Annotated in this window: 13 protein-coding genes; 5 read left to right on the forward strand and 8 right to left on the reverse strand. The window is 49.0% G+C overall.

Features of this window, described 5'->3' with window-relative positions:
• Positions 1-30: 30 nt before the first annotated feature.
• On the reverse strand, positions 31-1,611 hold the full coding sequence (locus EXT46_RS03715) for a BCCT family transporter (protein ID WP_130145284.1): 1,581 nt from the start codon (positions 1,609-1,611) through the stop codon (positions 31-33).
• A 258-nt stretch (positions 1,612-1,869) separates the two neighbouring features.
• Positions 1,870-4,035, reverse strand: coding sequence for a S46 family peptidase (locus EXT46_RS03720; RefSeq protein WP_130145286.1), 2,166 nt, complete (start codon positions 4,033-4,035; stop codon positions 1,870-1,872).
• Between the two features lie 199 nt (positions 4,036-4,234).
• Here EXT46_RS03720 and egtB point away from each other — a divergent pair, with 199 nt between their 5' ends.
• On the forward strand, positions 4,235-5,431 hold the full coding sequence (gene egtB, locus EXT46_RS03725) for an ergothioneine biosynthesis protein EgtB (protein ID WP_240701078.1): 1,197 nt from the start codon (positions 4,235-4,237) through the stop codon (positions 5,429-5,431).
• Positions 5,424-6,392, forward strand: a complete 969-nt coding sequence (gene egtD, locus EXT46_RS03730) for an L-histidine N(alpha)-methyltransferase (RefSeq protein WP_130145290.1) — start codon at positions 5,424-5,426, stop codon at positions 6,390-6,392. The genes egtB and egtD overlap by 8 nt, the downstream gene beginning before the upstream one ends.
• On the opposite strand, the gene EXT46_RS03735 is transcribed toward egtD, so the two are convergent.
• The 5 genes from EXT46_RS03735 to EXT46_RS03755 all read right to left on the reverse strand — a co-directional run bounded on the left by EXT46_RS03735 (position 6,372) and on the right by EXT46_RS03755 (position 12,097).
• Positions 6,372-7,184, reverse strand: a complete 813-nt coding sequence (locus EXT46_RS03735) for a PhzF family phenazine biosynthesis protein (RefSeq protein ID WP_165381049.1) — start codon at positions 7,182-7,184, stop codon at positions 6,372-6,374. The genes egtD and EXT46_RS03735 overlap by 21 nt on opposite strands.
• Positions 7,165-8,841, reverse strand: a complete 1,677-nt coding sequence (gene asnB, locus EXT46_RS03740; RefSeq protein ID WP_130145294.1) for an asparagine synthase B — start codon at positions 8,839-8,841, stop codon at positions 7,165-7,167. The genes EXT46_RS03735 and asnB overlap by 20 nt, the downstream gene beginning before the upstream one ends.
• A 273-nt stretch (positions 8,842-9,114) precedes the next feature.
• Positions 9,115-10,056, reverse strand: coding sequence for a biotin-dependent carboxyltransferase family protein (locus EXT46_RS03745; RefSeq protein WP_130145296.1), 942 nt, complete (start codon positions 10,054-10,056; stop codon positions 9,115-9,117).
• The gene (pxpB, locus tag EXT46_RS03750; protein WP_130145298.1) at positions 10,049-10,717 is read right to left on the reverse strand and encodes a 5-oxoprolinase subunit PxpB; all 669 of its coding nucleotides are present in this window, start codon (positions 10,715-10,717) and stop codon (positions 10,049-10,051) included. Before pxpB ends, EXT46_RS03745 begins: the two co-directional genes overlap by 8 nt.
• Positions 10,718-10,795: 78 nt before the next feature.
• The gene (locus EXT46_RS03755; RefSeq protein ID WP_130145300.1) at positions 10,796-12,097 is read right to left on the reverse strand and encodes an MFS transporter; all 1,302 of its coding nucleotides are present in this window, start codon (positions 12,095-12,097) and stop codon (positions 10,796-10,798) included.
• 204 nt (positions 12,098-12,301) lie between these two features.
• Between EXT46_RS03755 and msrA the strand changes: the two genes are divergently transcribed.
• Complete coding sequence (gene msrA, locus EXT46_RS03760; protein ID WP_240701080.1) at positions 12,302-13,528, forward strand: peptide-methionine (S)-S-oxide reductase MsrA; 1,227 nt, start codon at positions 12,302-12,304, stop codon at positions 13,526-13,528.
• A gap of 7 nt (positions 13,529-13,535) precedes the next feature.
• Here msrA and EXT46_RS03765 read toward each other — a convergent pair whose 3' ends face one another.
• Complete coding sequence (locus tag EXT46_RS03765; protein WP_130145304.1) at positions 13,536-14,531, reverse strand: helix-turn-helix domain-containing protein; 996 nt, start codon at positions 14,529-14,531, stop codon at positions 13,536-13,538.
• Positions 14,532-14,653: 122 nt separating this feature from the next.
• On the opposite strand from EXT46_RS03765, the gene EXT46_RS03770 reads away from it, so the two are divergent.
• Together EXT46_RS03770 and EXT46_RS03775 are read left to right on the forward strand one after the other, a co-directional pair.
• Positions 14,654-16,546 (forward strand): beta-ketoacyl synthase, encoded by a 1,893-nt coding sequence (locus tag EXT46_RS03770; protein WP_130145306.1) that lies wholly within the window; start codon positions 14,654-14,656, stop codon positions 16,544-16,546.
• Positions 16,547-16,708: 162 nt separating this feature from the next.
• Complete coding sequence (locus EXT46_RS03775; protein WP_240701079.1) at positions 16,709-18,226, forward strand: BCCT family transporter; 1,518 nt, start codon at positions 16,709-16,711, stop codon at positions 18,224-18,226.
• The last annotated feature ends 1 nt before the right edge of the window (position 18,227 follow it).

An 18,227-nucleotide genomic window follows, 5' to 3' on the forward strand; every position in this document is an offset into this window, starting at 1 on the left:
CGCAATATTGCGGCGTTTTACTTAGGTTAACTATTTACCAGGGCGGGGCTCGGTGCGCAGGCCTAAAATTAAGCTTACACACATTAGCAATAGCACAATGGTAAAGGGGAGGCCTGTGGATATAGCACCGGCTTGCAGCGCCTCTATGGCCTCAGTACCACCAATCCATAGCAATGCAGCGGCAATGGCACCTTCCACGGTTGCCCAGAATATACGCTGAGGAACAGGTGCATCTACTTTACCGCCGGCGGTAATCGAGTCGATAACCAAAGAGCCAGAGTCAGATGAGGTGATGAAAAATACCAATACTAAAACAATGGCGATAAAAGAAAGGACACTTGCCATAGGCAGTTGTTCAAACATCTGGAACATCGCCAGAGGAACTTCAGTCAAGCCTTTCTCACCTAAGGTACCAACCCCATCAATAACTTGTTCAATAGCAATACCACCGTAGATAGACATCCACAATACTGTAACGAGCGTAGGGATCAGCAATACAGCAGTTAAGAATTCACGAATTGTACGGCCTTCGGATACACGCGCGATGAACATGCCAACGAACGGTGACCAAGAAATCCACCATGCCCAGTAGAACACAGTCCAACCATGGAGCCAGGCTTCGTCTTCGCGACCGTGCGGATTACTAAGTGGAATAATGTTTTCAATATATCCCATAATGGTATTGGGCACATTGCCCATTGCTGCGGCAAAACCCACCAAACCAACGAACACCAGCAATGCAAAAGCGATGGCCATATTAACGTTACTGAGCAGCTTTACGCCACCATCAATACCGCGCACTACTGAGACAATGGCTAACAAGGTCACGCCCGCGATAACGGCCACTTGCATGCCAATATCGCCATCGCTGCCAAACACATGGTTAATCCCTGCAGAGGCTTGTTGAGCGCCTAAACCTAGAGAGGTAGCAAGACCGAATAAAGTCGCAAGAACAGCTAAAATATCAATGATGTGACCAGGCCAGCCCCAAGCGCGATCGCCCAATAACGGGTAGAAAATAGAGCGAATAGAGAGGGGTAAGCCCTTGTTGTAGGCGAAGAAAGCTAAAGATAACGCGACAACTGCATAGATAGCCCAAGGGTGTAAACCCCAATGGAACATGGTTGCCCCCATAGCGACCTTAGCTGCTTCGGGTGTGTTTGCTTCAACACCAAGGGGAGTTTCATACCAGCCTGTGAAATAGGCAACCGGCTCTGCGACGCCCCAAAACATCAAGCCAATCCCCATACCGGCTGCAAATAACATCGCTAACCAAGAAATACGTGAGTGAGTTGGTCTGGCGCTTTCATCACCTAAGCGGATATTTCCGTAAGGAGAGACGATTAATGCTAAACAGAAGATGACAAAAATGTTCGCCGCCCACATAAACAAGGCGTCAAAGTTGCCGATAATATCCCATTTGATACCATCTAGTGCCCCTTTGGCGGTGGCCGGGTCGGTCACTAAAATGGCGATTAAAAACACCAAAATAAGGCCAGCACTCACGCCAAAAACAGGGTTATGGACATCAAACCCCCATTTCTGCACGTTGTCCTGGCCGACGGTGTAGTCGGTATTTTCTATACTATACTTATCATGATGTTCACTCATGCATACCTCTAGTTATTGTCATAATGCCCTTAGAGCTTAGACCTATGTGAGTTACCCTGCGTGCCAGCGCACAAAAAAGGTGGTTTGTAGACTAACTAAAATAGGCCCCATATCACTTACACTAGTTTAGAAGCAAAAATGTAAATGTAAATCACCAATTGTCTAACAGCTTGAATCTTATACATTACGGGGATGTTTCAAGGGGCGATCAAAAAAGCGCCCGAAGGCGCTTATGAGTAAAAATAATTTCACTGCAAATTATCGAACGATATCCATTTCAGCAAGTAGGTTATCGGCGTTATCCACATGCTCCATGACCCACAGCATATAGCGAGTGTCTACATGAATGGAGCGGTTGAGGTTAGGATCATAGTCCCAATCACCGATAATACTTTCACTTACACCGTCAAACAGCAGGCCGACTAATTCAGCTTTACCATTTAATGTCGGTGAGCCTGAGTTACCACCTGTGGTATCAACGGTGCTTAAAAAGTTGACCGGCACTGAGCCAAGCGACGACATTTGGTATTCACCATATTGTTTGTCGGCAATTAGCTGCATTTGCTTTTTCGGTGCATCAAAAGGCGCCTCGCCAGTGTACTTTTGTGCGATGCCCTCTAAGGTTGTAAACGGCGTATAGGTCAGCGCGTCTTTAGGTGAGTAGCCTTTCACTGTGCCATAAGTCACGCGTAAGGTGCTATTGGCATCGGCATAGACGGGTAACCCTTGCTCTTGATAAAAGGCAATAATGGCCGCCATATATTGCGGACGTACTTTAGCCAATTCACCGCTGAGCGCCTTTTTCGCCTTTTCTCGGCTGCGCATATCATCATAGGTGGCTACAGCGATGGCCAAAAACGGATCGTCGCTTTGTTTGAACTCTGATACTGATTTGCTCATCCAATCGATACGAGCTTGCTGTTCGTTAAGCTCGGTCTTAGCATACCAAGAGTCGATGCGCTGGCGCATGGCCTCGCTATCATAACCCTTATCAATCCCCAAGGCTTTATCTAAAGATGCAATACGCTGCGCTTGCGGCAGTTGTGCATAAAGGTCGATAAAGTGGGCGAGGATGGCGCTATCCACAGTGTCGTCGTAACGACGAGATAGGCTGGTCATGCGCGCTTCAAAACGAGCTTGATCGCGCTGTTGGTAGCCAGGCTCACGCTCAGCATCAGGCAATTGTTTCTCATTGGCTAGGCGGTATAAACGCTGCGCACTAGAGAGCATGGCACTGCGGCCCATGTAGCCTAAAATCAAGTCCAGTTCACTGGTTGCTTGCGATTGCTTTACCAGCTCATTGAGCTGGGTAAGGGTATCACCGTAGCGTGACTGACGCGCGTTGTCCGCCTTGATCCAAGTCGCGAGTTTTTGCGCCAAAGCATCTTTGCGTGTTTGCATATCAGTGTTTTGATAGGAGTCAATCATGCCACCATAGTTTTTCGCATAATTAGCCAGTCCAGCCAAAGTACTCTCGTAGGCAATACGTGCTTGTGAGCCTTCAGGGGCCTGCGCCTTTATGATATCAATGCTTTGTTCACGATAGGCTTTAGCAGTAGGGTACACATGGGTAAATTGGTGTGCCACTTCAGAGGCAGTGCGGTAACGGTTGGTGCGCCCTGGGTAACCGGTAACCATCACAAAATCACCCTCTTTAACGCCTTTGGCACTGACTTTCAGGTAAGAATCTGGAGTGAACGGCACATTATCTTCGCTGTACTCTGCAGGTTGGCCGTCTTTACTGACATAGGCACGGTAAAATGAATAGTCGCCGGTGTGACGTGGCCACATCCAGTTATCAATATCACCGCCATATTTACCAATCCCCATGGCTGGGTTATAAACCAAACGCACATCTTTAATTTCCAGTGCTTTAATCAGGTAATATTCCAATCCACCATGGAAGGTATAGACGTTACAGCGGTAACCCACGTCTTTTTCACATTCAGCCACCAGCGATTTTTCTGCTTTTTCGATGGCTTTGTAGCGAGTATTACCATCCATATCATCGTTTAACCGGGCGTTCACTTTGTCAGTGACATTAGTGACTTGCTCGGTTACATACACTCGAGAGCCAGGGGCGGCAGGTAATTCCTGTTCAGGCTTTTCCGCTAAAAAGCCGTTTTCCAGAATATTGTTATCGGCACTGGAATTATATTGAATGGAGCCGTACGCACAGTGATGGTTGGTGACGACTAAACCTTTAGGCGACACAAATGAGGCTGTACACCCCCCTAAGCTGATAACTGCATTCATCGGGAATTCGGTGAGCTTAGAGATGTTCTTAGGGTCTATTTCTAACCCTTTTTGCTTTAACACAGATTCCAATTCCGGAAGCTGGTGAGGTTGCCACATACCTTCGTCTGCCAGTGCCGGTGAGGCAGCAACAGCGAGCGCGAGGGCGCTTAGAGAGCGAAAACGCATAATCTAGAGTTCCTAGTTGTTATTTTAGTGCCACAAAAGTGTCTCTTAGCTGCCACCTTGGTGCAACTTTTTGCTGCTAAGTTCACAACTGATGTGTAAATAATCGATTACAAACAAGGGAATGGAAAATTACTGAGGCTCGTCTAGGCTTTAGGAACCAAGCTCAAATACAACAACAATAATTTAAGGTGTGCGTGTCGTGACCAAAACAACCCATGCGTTGATAGAGCAGTACCGCCAGTGTCGTGAAAACAGCGAAGCCTTGGTGGCAAAACTCAGTGCTGAAGATTGTCAAATTCAAGCAATGGCTGATGTCAGCCCAATGAAATGGCACTTGGCGCACACCAGCTGGTTCTTTGAAACATTTTTACTTGCACCAAAAAAGATTGTTTCTGAGCCTTTCCATCCTGATTTCAAGGTGTTGTTCAATTCCTATTATCAAGGTATCGGTGAGCAGTTCTCACGGCCTCAACGGGGCGTGTTATCTCGTCCTTCATTGCGCCAAGTGATGGATTATCGCCACTGGGTTGATAACCACGTTGTTGCTGCCCTTGAGCATGATAGCGATGGGTGCGCAGAGTGGGTCAATTTAGGGATTGCGCATGAACAGCAGCACCAAGAGTTAATGCGCATGGATATGCTTTATAACTTCAGTGTTAATCCGCTGTACCCGACTTTAGACGAGCACTTAGTGTGTCCCTCGAACGAGCAACCCAGGCAGTGGCTGGATTTTGCTAGCACAGATGCGCAAATAGGGGCGCAAACGGGCTTTAGTTTTGACAATGAGCGGCCCCGTCACCGCGTCCATATTAATGAGTTTTCCATTGCATCACATCTTGTCACCAACGCAGACTATCTGGCCTTTATCGACGCACAAGGCTATCAGCGCAGTGAGTTTTGGCACAGTGATGGCTTTAGTTGGTTACAGCGCCAGCAGATAAAAGCGCCGCTGTATTGGCGCTACCAGAATAACAATTGGTATGAATTCACCCCCCAAGGATTAATCCCGCTTGCGATGAATGCACCAGTGCGTCACATCAGCTTTTATGAAGCCAGTGCCTTCGCCCAATTTAAAGGTGCGCGGTTGCCAAGTGAGTTTGAGTGGGAGTGGGCCATGGAGCAAGCTCAAGCAGGTCATTGTGATATCGCACAAATTGATGACTGCGCTTGGCAGTGGACTTTAAGTAGCTATCAGCCATACCCTGGATTTCGGCCATTTGCGGGCGATGCCGGGGAATATAACGGAAAGTTTATGGTGAATCAGCAGGTGCTCAGAGGTGGGTCGTATTTCACCCCCAAGCAGCATACGCGATTAACGTATCGCAACTTTTTTTACCCCCATCAACGGTGGATGTGTAGTGGCATTCGCCTCGCCAAGGACAGAATCTATGAGTAACCATGCATTGCCATTCACCTGCCGTCAGAGCTTTTTGGATGACGTTATTGATGGTCTATCGCGAAGTCAAAAAACGCTGCCATGCAAATACCTGTACGACGACTTTGGTGCGCAATTGTTTGAGCAGATCACGGCGCTGCAAGAGTACTATCTTACGCGCACAGAATTGGCCTTACTGGCACAGTATGCGCAGGACATCGTCGCGCACTTACCGACACAGGCAACCGTGATCGAACCCGGCTGCGGCTCGGGCCAGAAAGTCGCGTATTTACTGGATAATATGCCTGACGTAAATGGCTTTATACCAATGGAGATTTCCACTGAAATGTTGCTGTATACTCAGCAGCGTTTGCGCCAGCGCTTTGCCCACGTAAACATCCACCCACTGCATGGTGACTTTACCCATGGCCCGACCATCAAGGCGTTAGTGCAACAGCATGGCCTGAATAGCAGCAATAATGTGGTGTTTTTCCCAGGCTCAACCTTAGGCAACTTTTCCCCCATCCATGCAATTGAAGTGCTGCATAATTTACGTACGCTGTGTGGTCAAGATGGCCGTGTGCTCATTGGTATTGATTTAATTAAAGCGACACCGAGATTATTGGCCGCCTATGATGATAGAGAAGGGGTTACCGCTGCGTTTAATCGTAATCTACTGACGCGTATTGCGCGCGAGCTAGGCGCACATCTGTGCTTAGAGCACTTTCGCCATGAGGCCCGCTTCAACAGTGAACAACACCGCGTTGAAATGCACTTGGTGGCGAATCAAGACACCTGCATCAGTGTGCGAGAACAGCGTTTTACGCTTCGTGCAGGAGAGTCCATTCACACCGAAAATTCGCATAAGTACACGTTAGCGAGCTTTAGTTCCTTGATTGGCAATGCCGGATTGACCTTGGTTGATAGTTGGTGCGATTCGCAAGGGGATTTTGCGCTGTGTTTAGTGAAGCCGCAGCGCTAACACCTTGGCAAAAATACGCACATATTGACCCGATAACTTATAGCTAAGGCGACTCGAACCCTGGTGGATGATTGCGGTATTGAGACCATAATGACGGTGCAGCCAGGGCGCTATCACGGCGAGGGCTGATGCGGTCGCCAAGTCCTCCGGGTTACCGAATTGCGGCGCAAAGTAGCGACATTGCCAATGTCGTTGAAGGTGACTTGGCTTATTGATGACGATCAGCGCGTTGCGGCGCGTAGCAAGGTGCTCTAAATCCACTTCAAGGAAGCGAAGATCGTCGCTGTCACATTGTATGAAATCATAGCCAAAAGGTTCGCTGCCAGTGAAGGTCAAAGGCAGGTTTACGATTTTTGATAAGATGTTGTCATTGCAAGGGCGTGCTTCAAGCGCGTCAAAGGTTAACATTGCTTGAGCGTTGACAGCGAGCCCGCCCCTGAGAGGCTCCGTTTTGGAGCACATTGATTTGCCATTGGCGCTGCACGCAATGTGAGCGAGCGTGCCGTGACCACAGCGGCGCACAGCGTGGCCATTTTGCCACCATTGGATCACTTGTGAACGAGCGTGGTTAGTCACAAAGGTGCACATCACAGGCGCTAAGCGCATTGAAATATGACGGCAGTGATGGGCTTGTAAGCGTGGCCCATCAAACACCCAACTGGGGTTGGCCCCCCGGCCCGATAGCTGACTGAATACCTTGGCAAAGTAAAGCGCGCTGCAGCCAAAGCGTTTACTCAAGCGCAGCGCAAGCTTTGATTTTGCCGGATACAGCCTATGCTTTGGGCGTTGCATAGGCCGCTTGGTGAGTGTTGGCTGCTCGACCTGACGGGTCAGCGTTATCGGCAAAAGATGCATCCCAGGCTAAAGCCTCAGGGGTTGAACAAGCCACGGATTTGCCATGAGGCACACACCGGGTTGGCGCTTCTCCAGGGAAGTGTTGACTGAAAATACTGCGATAGAAGTACGCCTCTTTGGTTTGTGGCGTGTTTAGTGGGAAACGATAGTGGGCATTGGCCATATCAATATCACTAACCTGGGTATCGACATAGTCCTTGAGTGAGTCTATCCAACTATAGCCAACGCCGTCGGAGAACTGCTCTTTTTGTCGCCACAGCACATCGTCGGGTAAGTAGCCTTCGAAGGCTTGGCGAATAATGTGCTTCTCTATTTTCCCGTCTTTACACATTTTCGCCTCAGGGTTGATACGCATGGCAGTATCGACAAATTCTTTGTCCAAAAACGGCACTCTGGCTTCCACTCCCCATGCTGCCATTGATTTATTCGCTCGCAGGCAGTCGAACATATGCAATTTAGAGACTTTACGATTAAGTTCTTCATGGAACTCTTGTGCATTGGGAGCTTTATGAAAATACAAATAGCCACCAAATAGCTCATCGGCGCCTTCTCCGGAGAGCACCATTTTTATGCCCATGGCTTTAATTTGCCGTGCCATCAGATACATGGGGGTGGACGCGCGTACGGTGGTGACATCATAGGTCTCTAAGTGATAGATCACTTCTTTTAAGGCATCAATGCCTTGTTGCACTGTAAAGTGAATGGGGTGATGAATGGTGCCTATTTGTTTGGCGACTTGCTCTGCGGCGGCTAAGTCGGGCGACCCTTCCAGACCAATGGAGAATGAATGTAGGCGAGGCCACCATGCATCACTGGCGTCATTATCTTCTATGCGTTTACTGGCAAACTTTTGTGTTATTGCTGAGATCACCGACGAATCGAGCCCGCCAGATAGCAATACGCCGTAGGGAACATCACACATTAACTGGCGTTTTACCGCTGCTTCCAAACCTTCACGTACGGCTTTGGCTTCTGCGGGATTATTCTTGACGTTGTCAAAGTGCTGCCAATCGCGTTGATAGTAGGGGCGATACTCTCCTATATCACTGTCAAGGTAGTGGCCCGGAGGGAATTCTTCAATATGATTGCAAATAGGTGACAGTGCTTTAAGCTCACTGGCAACATAAAAGTTGCCTTGCTCGTCGCGACCTGTGTAAAGGGGCACGATACCGATATGATCGCGGCCAATCAGGTATTTATTTTTGCGCTCATCATACAAACAAAAGGCAAAGATGCCGTTTAAGTCATCTAAAAAGTCACTGCCTTGTTGTTCGTATAAGGCTAAGATCACCTCGCAATCGCTTTGCGTTTGAAAGTCAAAATCGATTGTTAGCGCCTCAGCGAGCTGTTGGTGGTTATAAATTTCGCCGTTGACTGCCAAAACATGACTTCGATCGGCGTTATACAAAGGTTGAGCCCCGCTTTGAACACCGACGATGGCCAGTCGTTCATGCACCAAAATGGCATTATCGCTACTGTAAACACCAGACCAATCGGGGCCCCGGTGACGTAATAGCTTGGACATATCTATGGCTTGCTCGCGCAGCTTTTGGGCGCCAGATTTTATATCCAGCACGGCAAAGATTGAACACATGGTTTTTCCTCATTCCTGTTACTTCACCTTTGTTGTATCAGAAAAATTTTGCCAAGTCACACCGCAATTTACCTCTTTAATGCAAATTTAATGCACTGAAATAAGTCATAAAAAAGCTGTTATGCACCATAATAGGTCGGAGTAAGTTTGTTGCGGGGGAAAAGCAACAGCTTTAGCATATTTTCGGTCGATAGGTGTAATTGCGACGCACCAAGGTGGTGCGCCTTAGATAGGGTGAGGGGTGCACTTTGTCGAAAACCAAAGCGCGATATCTTAGCGAGCGTGTTGGCGCCCCCGCATGGCAATTTCAAGGCGGTTAAGTTCATGCTGGTGGGCTGCATTGATCGCCTCTGCTTGTGCTAAGCTCACCGGCTCGAACTGCAACTCAGCGCCGGCGCGAGCCTGCCCTAAACGGGGTAAGTCTGCACTGATCACGTGACCGAGAATAGGGTAGCCGCCCGTTGTCTGACAATCATTGAGCAACACAATGGGCTCGCCATTACCGGGTAATTGAATGGTACCGGGACTCACCGCTGTGCTGGCGATCCCGAGATAGTGGCGTAGGCGTTCATGCTGTGGCCAATGCAGTCGTAATCCCATGCGGTTACTTTGCGGTGCAACTTGCCAACGGCCTTCGGTAAAAGCGCTTCTGATTGATGCGGTTAAGCCATGATCGCGTTGCTCCGGGATAAAATGAATAGGCCCCTGGCGGGTCGGTAAGCGCGCCCCAAAACCCTGCGGGTGAAAGCTGCTCGGGTGGATAGCTATTCGCTCACCCGCACTGAGTGCACGACCGTGATTGGCGCCCAAACCGGCCATGATATCGGTGCTGTAGCTACCCAGTTCTGCGGTGGCGGCAATGCCTCCGGCAAAGGCAAGGTAACAGCGCAGGTTCAGTGCGCTGGAAGCGAAAGTCAGTATGTCACCAGGCTGGGCTTGATAACTCCAGCCTGGGTCAACTCGGGCACCATTGAGATTAGCACTCATGTCGGCGCCACTGAGTGAAAAACACTGGCTACTGCAAAATTTTAGCTGCGCCATGCCTAAGGTCACTTCAAGCGCTGGCGTATTATCTGGGTTCCCCACCAATCGGTTGGCAATACGCAGGGCATCACTGTCGGCAGCGCCTGCTTGCGATACACCCAAATGGCGATAATTGAATCGCCCCAAATCCTGAATACTTAGCTGTGGGCCGCTTTTTATCACTTCAATCATGGTCTACCTCCACAAAGCGAATAGTATCACCAGGTGCAAATAAAGCAGGGGGGGTATTATGTTTGTCGAATAAACACAGATCAGTGTAGCCAATCAGGTTCCATCCCCCCGGGGATTGCGCAGGATAAATGGCGGTTTTATCGTGAGCGATGGCGACGGTGCCTTTTTTCACTTCGGTACGGGGCGTGTCTAGGCGCGGTAAATGCAGTGCTTTGGGGAGCCCACTGATATAAGCGAAGCCAGGTTGAAAGCCAAGAAAATCGACCTCGTACAAGGCGCTACTGTGCAGCTTTATGACTTCCTTGACACTCATCTTGCTGGCCTCAGCTACGGCTTCTAAATCAATACCGTATTCGCCCCCATAGTGCACGGGGATGTCGTGGTGTGCGTGACTGAGTGTCGTTTCGTCAAGCTGATGCCACGCTGTTAGTAATTGCTGTTGCAACTGCACAACATCAGTGCCTTGAGCGCAATACAGAGTCAGACATTGATGGGCGCTGACCACATCAATACAACCACCTTGATTTATATATGTGTTGGCCAAGTGATTGACCATGCGCTGCTTGTGTTGATGCTCAATGCTGTCTATGGCACTGCAATCGAGTACCAAGGTATGGGTATCAATATGATAAAAGCGCGGATCAGGTCTCGCTGTGGCCATAAACTCCTCACTGAGTTGTTGTTATTGTGCTAGCAAATTAGCATAAATGCGGATAATTAAGTACCGCGTGCGATAAAGTTAAACCCGTGGCAACATCAAAGCGCTGATAGCCCCTGCAATGCCGAGAATGCTGTAAATTAAAATGAGTTCAGCATTGTTGAGCCAGTGGCTTAACAAGCCCAAACTGCCAAACGCCAATAAACAGACCCCTATAACCGTGTTGCTTACCGCCACATAATCTGTACGTTTATTGCCCTCTGCCATATCAACCACGTAGGTTTTGCGTCCTAACCGCACGCCTTGGTGGGCAATAGTTAATACCAGATACATTGCTGGCAAAAAGGCAATATGACTCAACAAACCAGGGGAGTAGGTCGCGACCAGATAAACGGCAAAACCATTGATGCTAACTAAGGTGGCACCTAAGACGAGCACATGCTTACTGGATAAATCACTGAGACGCCCCCAAATCGGTGCTGAGATTAAGCTGGCGACGCCGGAAATTCCCATAAATAAAGCGAGTAATGAAAAGTCGAACTGTTGCTCACTGGCCAACACAATATAAAAAGGGGCGCTTAACGCCGAACACAATAGCAATGCTCGGGTTAGCACAAAGTGCGCAAATTGTTTATCAGTCTTAAGTAAAGTGAGCTTGCCTAGCGCATGGCGAAGGCCATTTCGACCTCCTTCTGTAGCGCCGCTGTATTCACGAATACGACCATAGGTGAGGGCGGCCATTAGCCACACAAGGGCACCGCAGGTTAAGGCAATGAGTACCGCTGATTTATCCCCTTGTTGTTGATAAAACCATAAACCAAGGCCAAAGGTAATGGTCGCAAGCCCAGCTGCGCTTGCCGCAAAACCCGATAAACTACCCCGTTGCTGCTTGGGGATGACCTTACCCAGTACATCCTTTGCGGCGACGGAATTAAACCCGCGCGCTAAGGAAAACACCACCAGCAAAGCGATAATAGCAAGCCCTGCTGTGGTGCCTTGCAAGGTTAACCCCACTGCAACCATGGCAAATATACAGAAACTTTGCACTATAGCACCGAGCACCCACACCCACTTGCGCACTGCTAAAGTACGAATAAAGTCGGCAATTGCTAGCTGCGGTAATAACGAGCCAGACTCGCGAATAGGCACCAGCCACGCGATCAGTGCACTGGGGACCTGCAAACTTTGCATCAACCACGGTAGGGTGACTTTAGGGTTGAGCAGCGCATCAGCAAACTTGCTGAGAATTTGCGCCAGTAGCAAGGTTAAGTAATTGCCGGGTACCACTTTGCAGGCATTTTCGTCGATGGCTTTACAAGCGCGTGCATCTTCGACGTTGGCGAGGCGTTCATATATGGCTTCTTTGGTCAGTTTGTCTTTCATGCGTGTACTCAATGAATAAATTTATTGGTGTGAACGGTCAACTAAAAGACACGCTACTGCGTAAAGCAATAGCATAGGTCTGGCGGTACCGTTGTATTCACTCTACGTACTTACAGGGCATCTATGATCATTTAGTTTAATGAGGCTAGCATGTTTAACAAGTTGTTTTTTCTTCTTATTTTTCTCGTGACCAGCTCAGCAGCGATGGGCGCAGACAACAATGACGCACAAATGAGTGTCGCGAAAGAGCGCGTTGTGCTCGGGGCAGGGTGCTTCTGGGGGGTTGAAAAACGCTTTGAAGCGCTCCCTGGGGTACTCGATGCTCAGTCAGGCTATGCCGATGGGCGTGGTTTCAAACCTACATACAAAAATATCATTGCCGCTAAGCGGCGCTATGATGAGAACAACTATGCTGAGGTGGTTAGGGTGACCTTTAATGCCAATGCCATTTCATTAGAGCGTATTTTACAGTTTTATTTTGAGCAACATGACCCCACCCAAGTCAATCGCCAAGGGAACGACCGAGGTACGCAATATCGCTCGACCATACTCACTTACAGCAACGAACAAACTGAACTTGCGCAGCGAGTAAAAGCACAATACCAAGCATTATTGAGCGAGGCGGGCTACGGCAAGATAGCCACGCTCATCAAGCCGCTCGATAAGTTCCATATGGCTGAGCGCTATCATCAAGACTACTTGCGCAAGAATCCCAATGGATACTGTCCGGATCACTCCACCGGCGTGGTGTTTAACGCCAAGGAGACAGAGCACCAAGACAACACTCAGCTGCTTGAGGGCAAACACATTGTCGTTTTAGACTCACCAAACTATTGCCCTTATTGTGAAAAGTTTAAACAAGAGGTGTTGGCAAGTTATCAGGGCACGATTGACGTACATTTACGTTACGCTTCACAGCTTCAAGGCCTTACCATTACGTCCGAGACTTACGCCACCCCCACCATTTTATTTATAGAAAATGGCCAAGAAGTAGCTGCGCACCAAGGTTATATGTCACCTGAGCTATTCTATCAAGCTCTCGGCGCCTTTAAACTGGGTGATTCAGAAGCGTACCGGGTGGCATTCGCCAAAGGGACAGACAGCCGATTTTGTAAGCAATATGAGGTGTTCAAAAACACGCCGGACGGAGTGTTTGTTGACAAGCTATCAGGGGCGCCACTGTTCGATACTCGCGACCGCTTTAATTCCGGCACCGGTTGGTTGTCTTTCACCCAGCCGGTGGCAGGGCAAGTGACTCGTCATCAAGACAACAGTTTCGGTATGCAGCGCATCGAGATCCGCTCCAAGTCGTCGGGCATTCATCTAGGTCATGTGTTTCCCAATGAGGGGCCTGATGGCAAGGCGCGCTATTGTATCAACGCGACGGTGTTAGAGTTTTTGCCTCGCAATGAATTTAACGGGCGTTCGTAACAATGTCTCAGCCACTGCTGTCGAACAGCTTTTTGCGCACCAAGGCTCGATACTCACTGGGGCTTTGCCCCAGCTCTTGACGAAATAGGCGATTAAGAAGAGCTTGATTACCAAAGCCTAATTCCATTGCGATGTCGTTAATCGTTAAGTTCGAGCTGGCGAGCAGCTCTTGAGCGCTTTGAATTTTCAGTTTACGCCAATATTGGTTGGGGCTGAGTCCTGCGGCCTGTTTAAAACGCCGGGTGAGGCTACGCTGAGAAATATCAAAGGAGCTTGCAAGTTCTGTAATACTCAGCTCAGCGCTTAAGTTGTTTTTCATCCAAAATTGGATTTGCGCTATTAGCTCATCAGGGTGGCGTTCATTCATCCCTTCTAAATAACGCTGCTGTTCATAGGGCTTACGGACCTCATGTGAGAAGTTACGCTGCACATGTAAAGCACATGCGCGACCGTAAAGGCTTTCTAATAGATGAACAATCACATCTGCGAGCGCGTTAAGGCTGGCAACACTGTATAGCCCTTCGGCTTGGGTGATGAAGTATTCCGGTTTTAGATCAACCTTGGGGTAGTCACGTTTGAACTGCGCAGCATAATGCCAGTGCGTGGTGGCAGGGTGACCATCCAGCAACCCAGCCTCTGCTAAAAAGCAATTGCCAGTACCCACCCCTATCATGGCTGTGTGCTTGCAATTCATCGCCCGTAATGCCGCTACCAATGCATTTTGTTGGCGCAGTACTGGTCTGGGGTTACGCCACAGACTCGGTAAAATCAATAAATCACAGTGCGAAATATCATCATAGTTACGGCTTGGAAAAAACGGCAACCCGCTGTGAGCGGTAACCGACTCTCGGTTATGGCTAAGCAGCTCAATGCACAGTGCCCGACAATTTGGCACATGGCGCTTGGCATAAGCATAGCCAGCCTGAAGCATCTCAAACGGCAAGGTTAAGCTGGTGGCCAGCATATGCGGATACAGGGCAATCATGACGTTATAAGGGGACATACAAAGCTCCGACCACTTTAATTTGGCTATTTTTAATAAATATATGGCCATTAAAGCACAAAGACTAGGTGTAGTTCCACTTACACTAGAGACATATATAGTCTTAACGTCTTAGAGTTATTATGAAAGCATTACCTGTTATTGTCGCTATGGGTGGCATCAATGCCGCTGGCCGTACTTCGTTTAACCAAGGGTTTCGTCGTGTTGTCCTCGATGCTTTAGGGCAGCAACAGCGCCAAGAAACCTTACTTGGTCTTGCTGCGCTTATGAATTTGGTGAGTAAGCAAGAAGAGCAATTAGTTGATGGCGATGGAAATACCATTACTCTTGACAATGTTGAGAGCCAGCTTGGCGAACAAATTTTATCGGGTACGCTAATTCGCCGCATTGAGGCGACGCACTTTGATGTGGATGCGACTCACTGGCAGCAAAAGTTAACTGGTCACAGTGAACAAGCGATCACCTTTACCACGCGAGCACGGCAACTACCTTCGCCTGTGCCCAGTAACTGGCAAATAACTGAGCTAGATAAAGGCCAAGTTGAAGTACGTATCAACGGCGAATTTACCTTTAAACATGATAGTTTCCGAGATAACCCGATTAAAGCGGCGGGGCAATTGCCAACGGGCTTTGACCCGTCGGTGTTATATAACAGCCGTTATCAGCCTCGGGGGCTGCAAGCGACAATTTTTGCAGCCAGTGATGCTATTCACTCCAGTGGCCTTGATTGGCAAAAAGTAATGAGTGCTGTAGCGCCGGATCAAATTGGTACTTACAGCGCCTCGGTAGCGGGGCAGGTCAATAGCGAAGGCTTAGGCGGTCTATTTCGTTCCCGTTTACAAGGTGATCGCGTCAGTACTAAGCAGTTAGCGCTTGGTTTAAACACCATGTCGACGGATTTTATCAATGCCTACGTAACCGGCAGTGTCGGCACGACGTTTACCACATCGGGTGCTTGTGCCACGTTTTTATACAATCTGCGCGCTGCGGTGAATGACATTACCGCTGGGCGTACGCGCGTGGCTATTGTTGCTTCAAGTGAATGTGCCATCGAGCCGGAGATTATTGAAGGCTTCGGGAATATGGGCGCGTTGGCCAACGATGATAATTTGAAAAAGCTTGATAACAGCGATGAAGTTGATTATCGCCGTACTTCCCGCCCGTTCGGAGACAACTGCGGTTTCACCATAGGTGAGGGGGCACAAGTCACCATTCTTATGGATGATGCCCTAGCCTTAGAGCTGGGGGCGCAAATACGTGGCAGTGTGCCAGAGGTATTTGTAAATGCCGATGGGTATAAAAAGTCAATAACTGCGCCAGGGCCGGGTAATTACATCACTATGGCCAAATCTGTGGCCCTAGCCCAAGCCATGGTTGGCGATGAATCTTTAACCCAGCGCAGCTTTGTATTAGCGCACGGCTCAAGTACGCCGCAAAATCGCGTCACTGAGTCTGCTATTTACGACCGTATTGCCAGCGCCTATGGTATTGAGCAATGGCCTATCGTTGCCCCGAAAGCCTATGTGGGCCATACCATCGCACCGGCCAGTGGCGACCAGCTAGCCTTCGCATTAGGGGTGTTTGATACCAACATCATGCCGGGGATCACGACCATCGATAAAGTGGCTGATGATGTGCACGATGACCGCTTACATATCAGTTTGACCCATCGTCATTGTGAGGCGCAGGACGTTGCCTTTATCAACTCAAAGGGCTTTGGTGGTAACAACGCTACTGCGCCCGTGCTAAGCCCCGAATTGACCAAAAAAATGTTGGCTAAACGCCATGGAGAGCAGGCGATGAGCGAACACCACAAGCGCTTGCAAAGTACTCTCGCTCAGCAGCAAATTTACTGGCAACAAGCACAGCAAGGTGAATTCAACATCATCTATCGCTTTGGTGAAGGCCTAATCGATGAGGCAGATATTCACTTTGATCAGCAGCAAATGCGCATTCCCGGGTTTACAAACTCGGTGAAACTTAACATTGAGAACCCTTTTGCAGATATGAAATAGCGCAACCATTGTTCATTGATTATGGGCTGCTGCCATAATCCTTGGAGATTTGCGCAATATATCAGCAGGTCACTCAGGTGGCCTGCTTTATCACGGTAAAGCAATTGCCTCGGGCGCAGCCTGTAGCTAAAATACGCGTTTGTCTTTATTGCTCGGTGCGTAGTGAAAAACTCCCTAGAACGTAAAGCGCTGGTGGTGTGTGTCGCTATTGCGGCGATCACCGCGTTATGGCCCCAGGGCCTAAAAACGTTAATTCAACCTGCCATTCAAACAGCGATTGCCTACTTGGGCAGCGGCTTTTTCCTGTTTGTAAACGCGCTCCTGCTCGCTTTGTTGATGTTGTGCTTTAGTCCCTTGGCGGGAAGGAAAATGGGTGGGGCTGATGCCCAAAAAGAGTTTTCCACTTTCGGCTGGTTGGCCATGCTTTTTGCCGCAGGTATGGGCTCGGGGTTGGTGTTTTGGGGCGTCGCTGAGCCGGTATTGCACAGCCATCAAATGCCTCTTAAGCACAGCATGTATCCCGAGCCAGTCGCCGCCAGTATGGCGTTAACTATGCTCAATTGGGGCTTTCATGCATGGGCACTTTACGCAGTATTTGGTTTGATGCTCGGCGGTGTTACGCGGGCGATAAAAAACGCCGATGATCTCAGTGCTCCGGTATTACACGCGTTGCCGTGCTCCTTAGGAGTAAAGCATAAAGTTCGCATCAAACGAGTTATTTACTTTGTTGCCATTATCGCCATCTTTTTTGGCGTGGTGGGCACCATTGCCAATGCCAGTATGTTATTGAAAAATGGCGTCACCATTAAACTTGAGCATTACGGCTTGAGTTTAAACGCACATTGGGTCGGTGCCTTAATGCTGCTCGCGATCACCGCGTTGTATGTTACTTCAGCTCGTTTTGGGCTGCGCCGTGGTATTCAGGTGCTCAGCAAGTTCAATGTCTATCTAGCGTTTATTATGATGGCGTTGGTGATATTGACGGTGCCACTAACGCCGATTTTGAGCACTTTGTGGAATGGTCTAAAAGAGTACCTGTTGCTGGTGGTTTCAGGTGCATGGCAGTTTGACTCGCAATTAAAAGATGCTGATTGGGCCTCAACCTGGACCTATAATTACTACTTTTGGTGGTTGGCGTGGGGGCCCTTTGTAGGGCTGTTTTTAGCGCGTATATCTCGAGGTCGACCGCTATGGCAATACATTCTCGGTGTGACTATTATCCCAACTATGGTCAGCTTAGTGTGGTTCAGCGTATTAGGGGGCTCAGCACTGGCATTGGATAGCCAGACCCAAGCGGATTTAGCTGCCGTGATCAGCACCGATTACACTCAAGGTGTGTTTATTTTCTTCTCGCAACTCGGTGGCGTTGGTGAACTATTGGCGTGGCTCAGTTTGCTATTACTCATGGTGTTTGTGGCCACCAGTGCCGATTCTGCGCTGCTGGTGATCCGCCAGCTCTGTGAAAGCGTGCACTCGCGCGCCTCACTCTTTTTGTGGTCATCAGCGATGGCGGTGATAAGCCTTGCATTACTGCTTATTGCCGATGAACCGCTTAACCGCAATATTGCGGTAATTGGTGGTATTCCTTTTTTACTGATCTTTATTGTGCAACTTGTGGGGTTTATTCGCGCCTTTACGCAAGAGTTGCTTGACGACTCGCAGCAACCCCCTCCCGAGTAAT

Source organism: Pseudoalteromonas sp. CO325X (assembly GCF_004208955.1).
Lineage (GTDB): Bacteria > Pseudomonadota > Gammaproteobacteria > Enterobacterales > Alteromonadaceae > Pseudoalteromonas > Pseudoalteromonas ruthenica.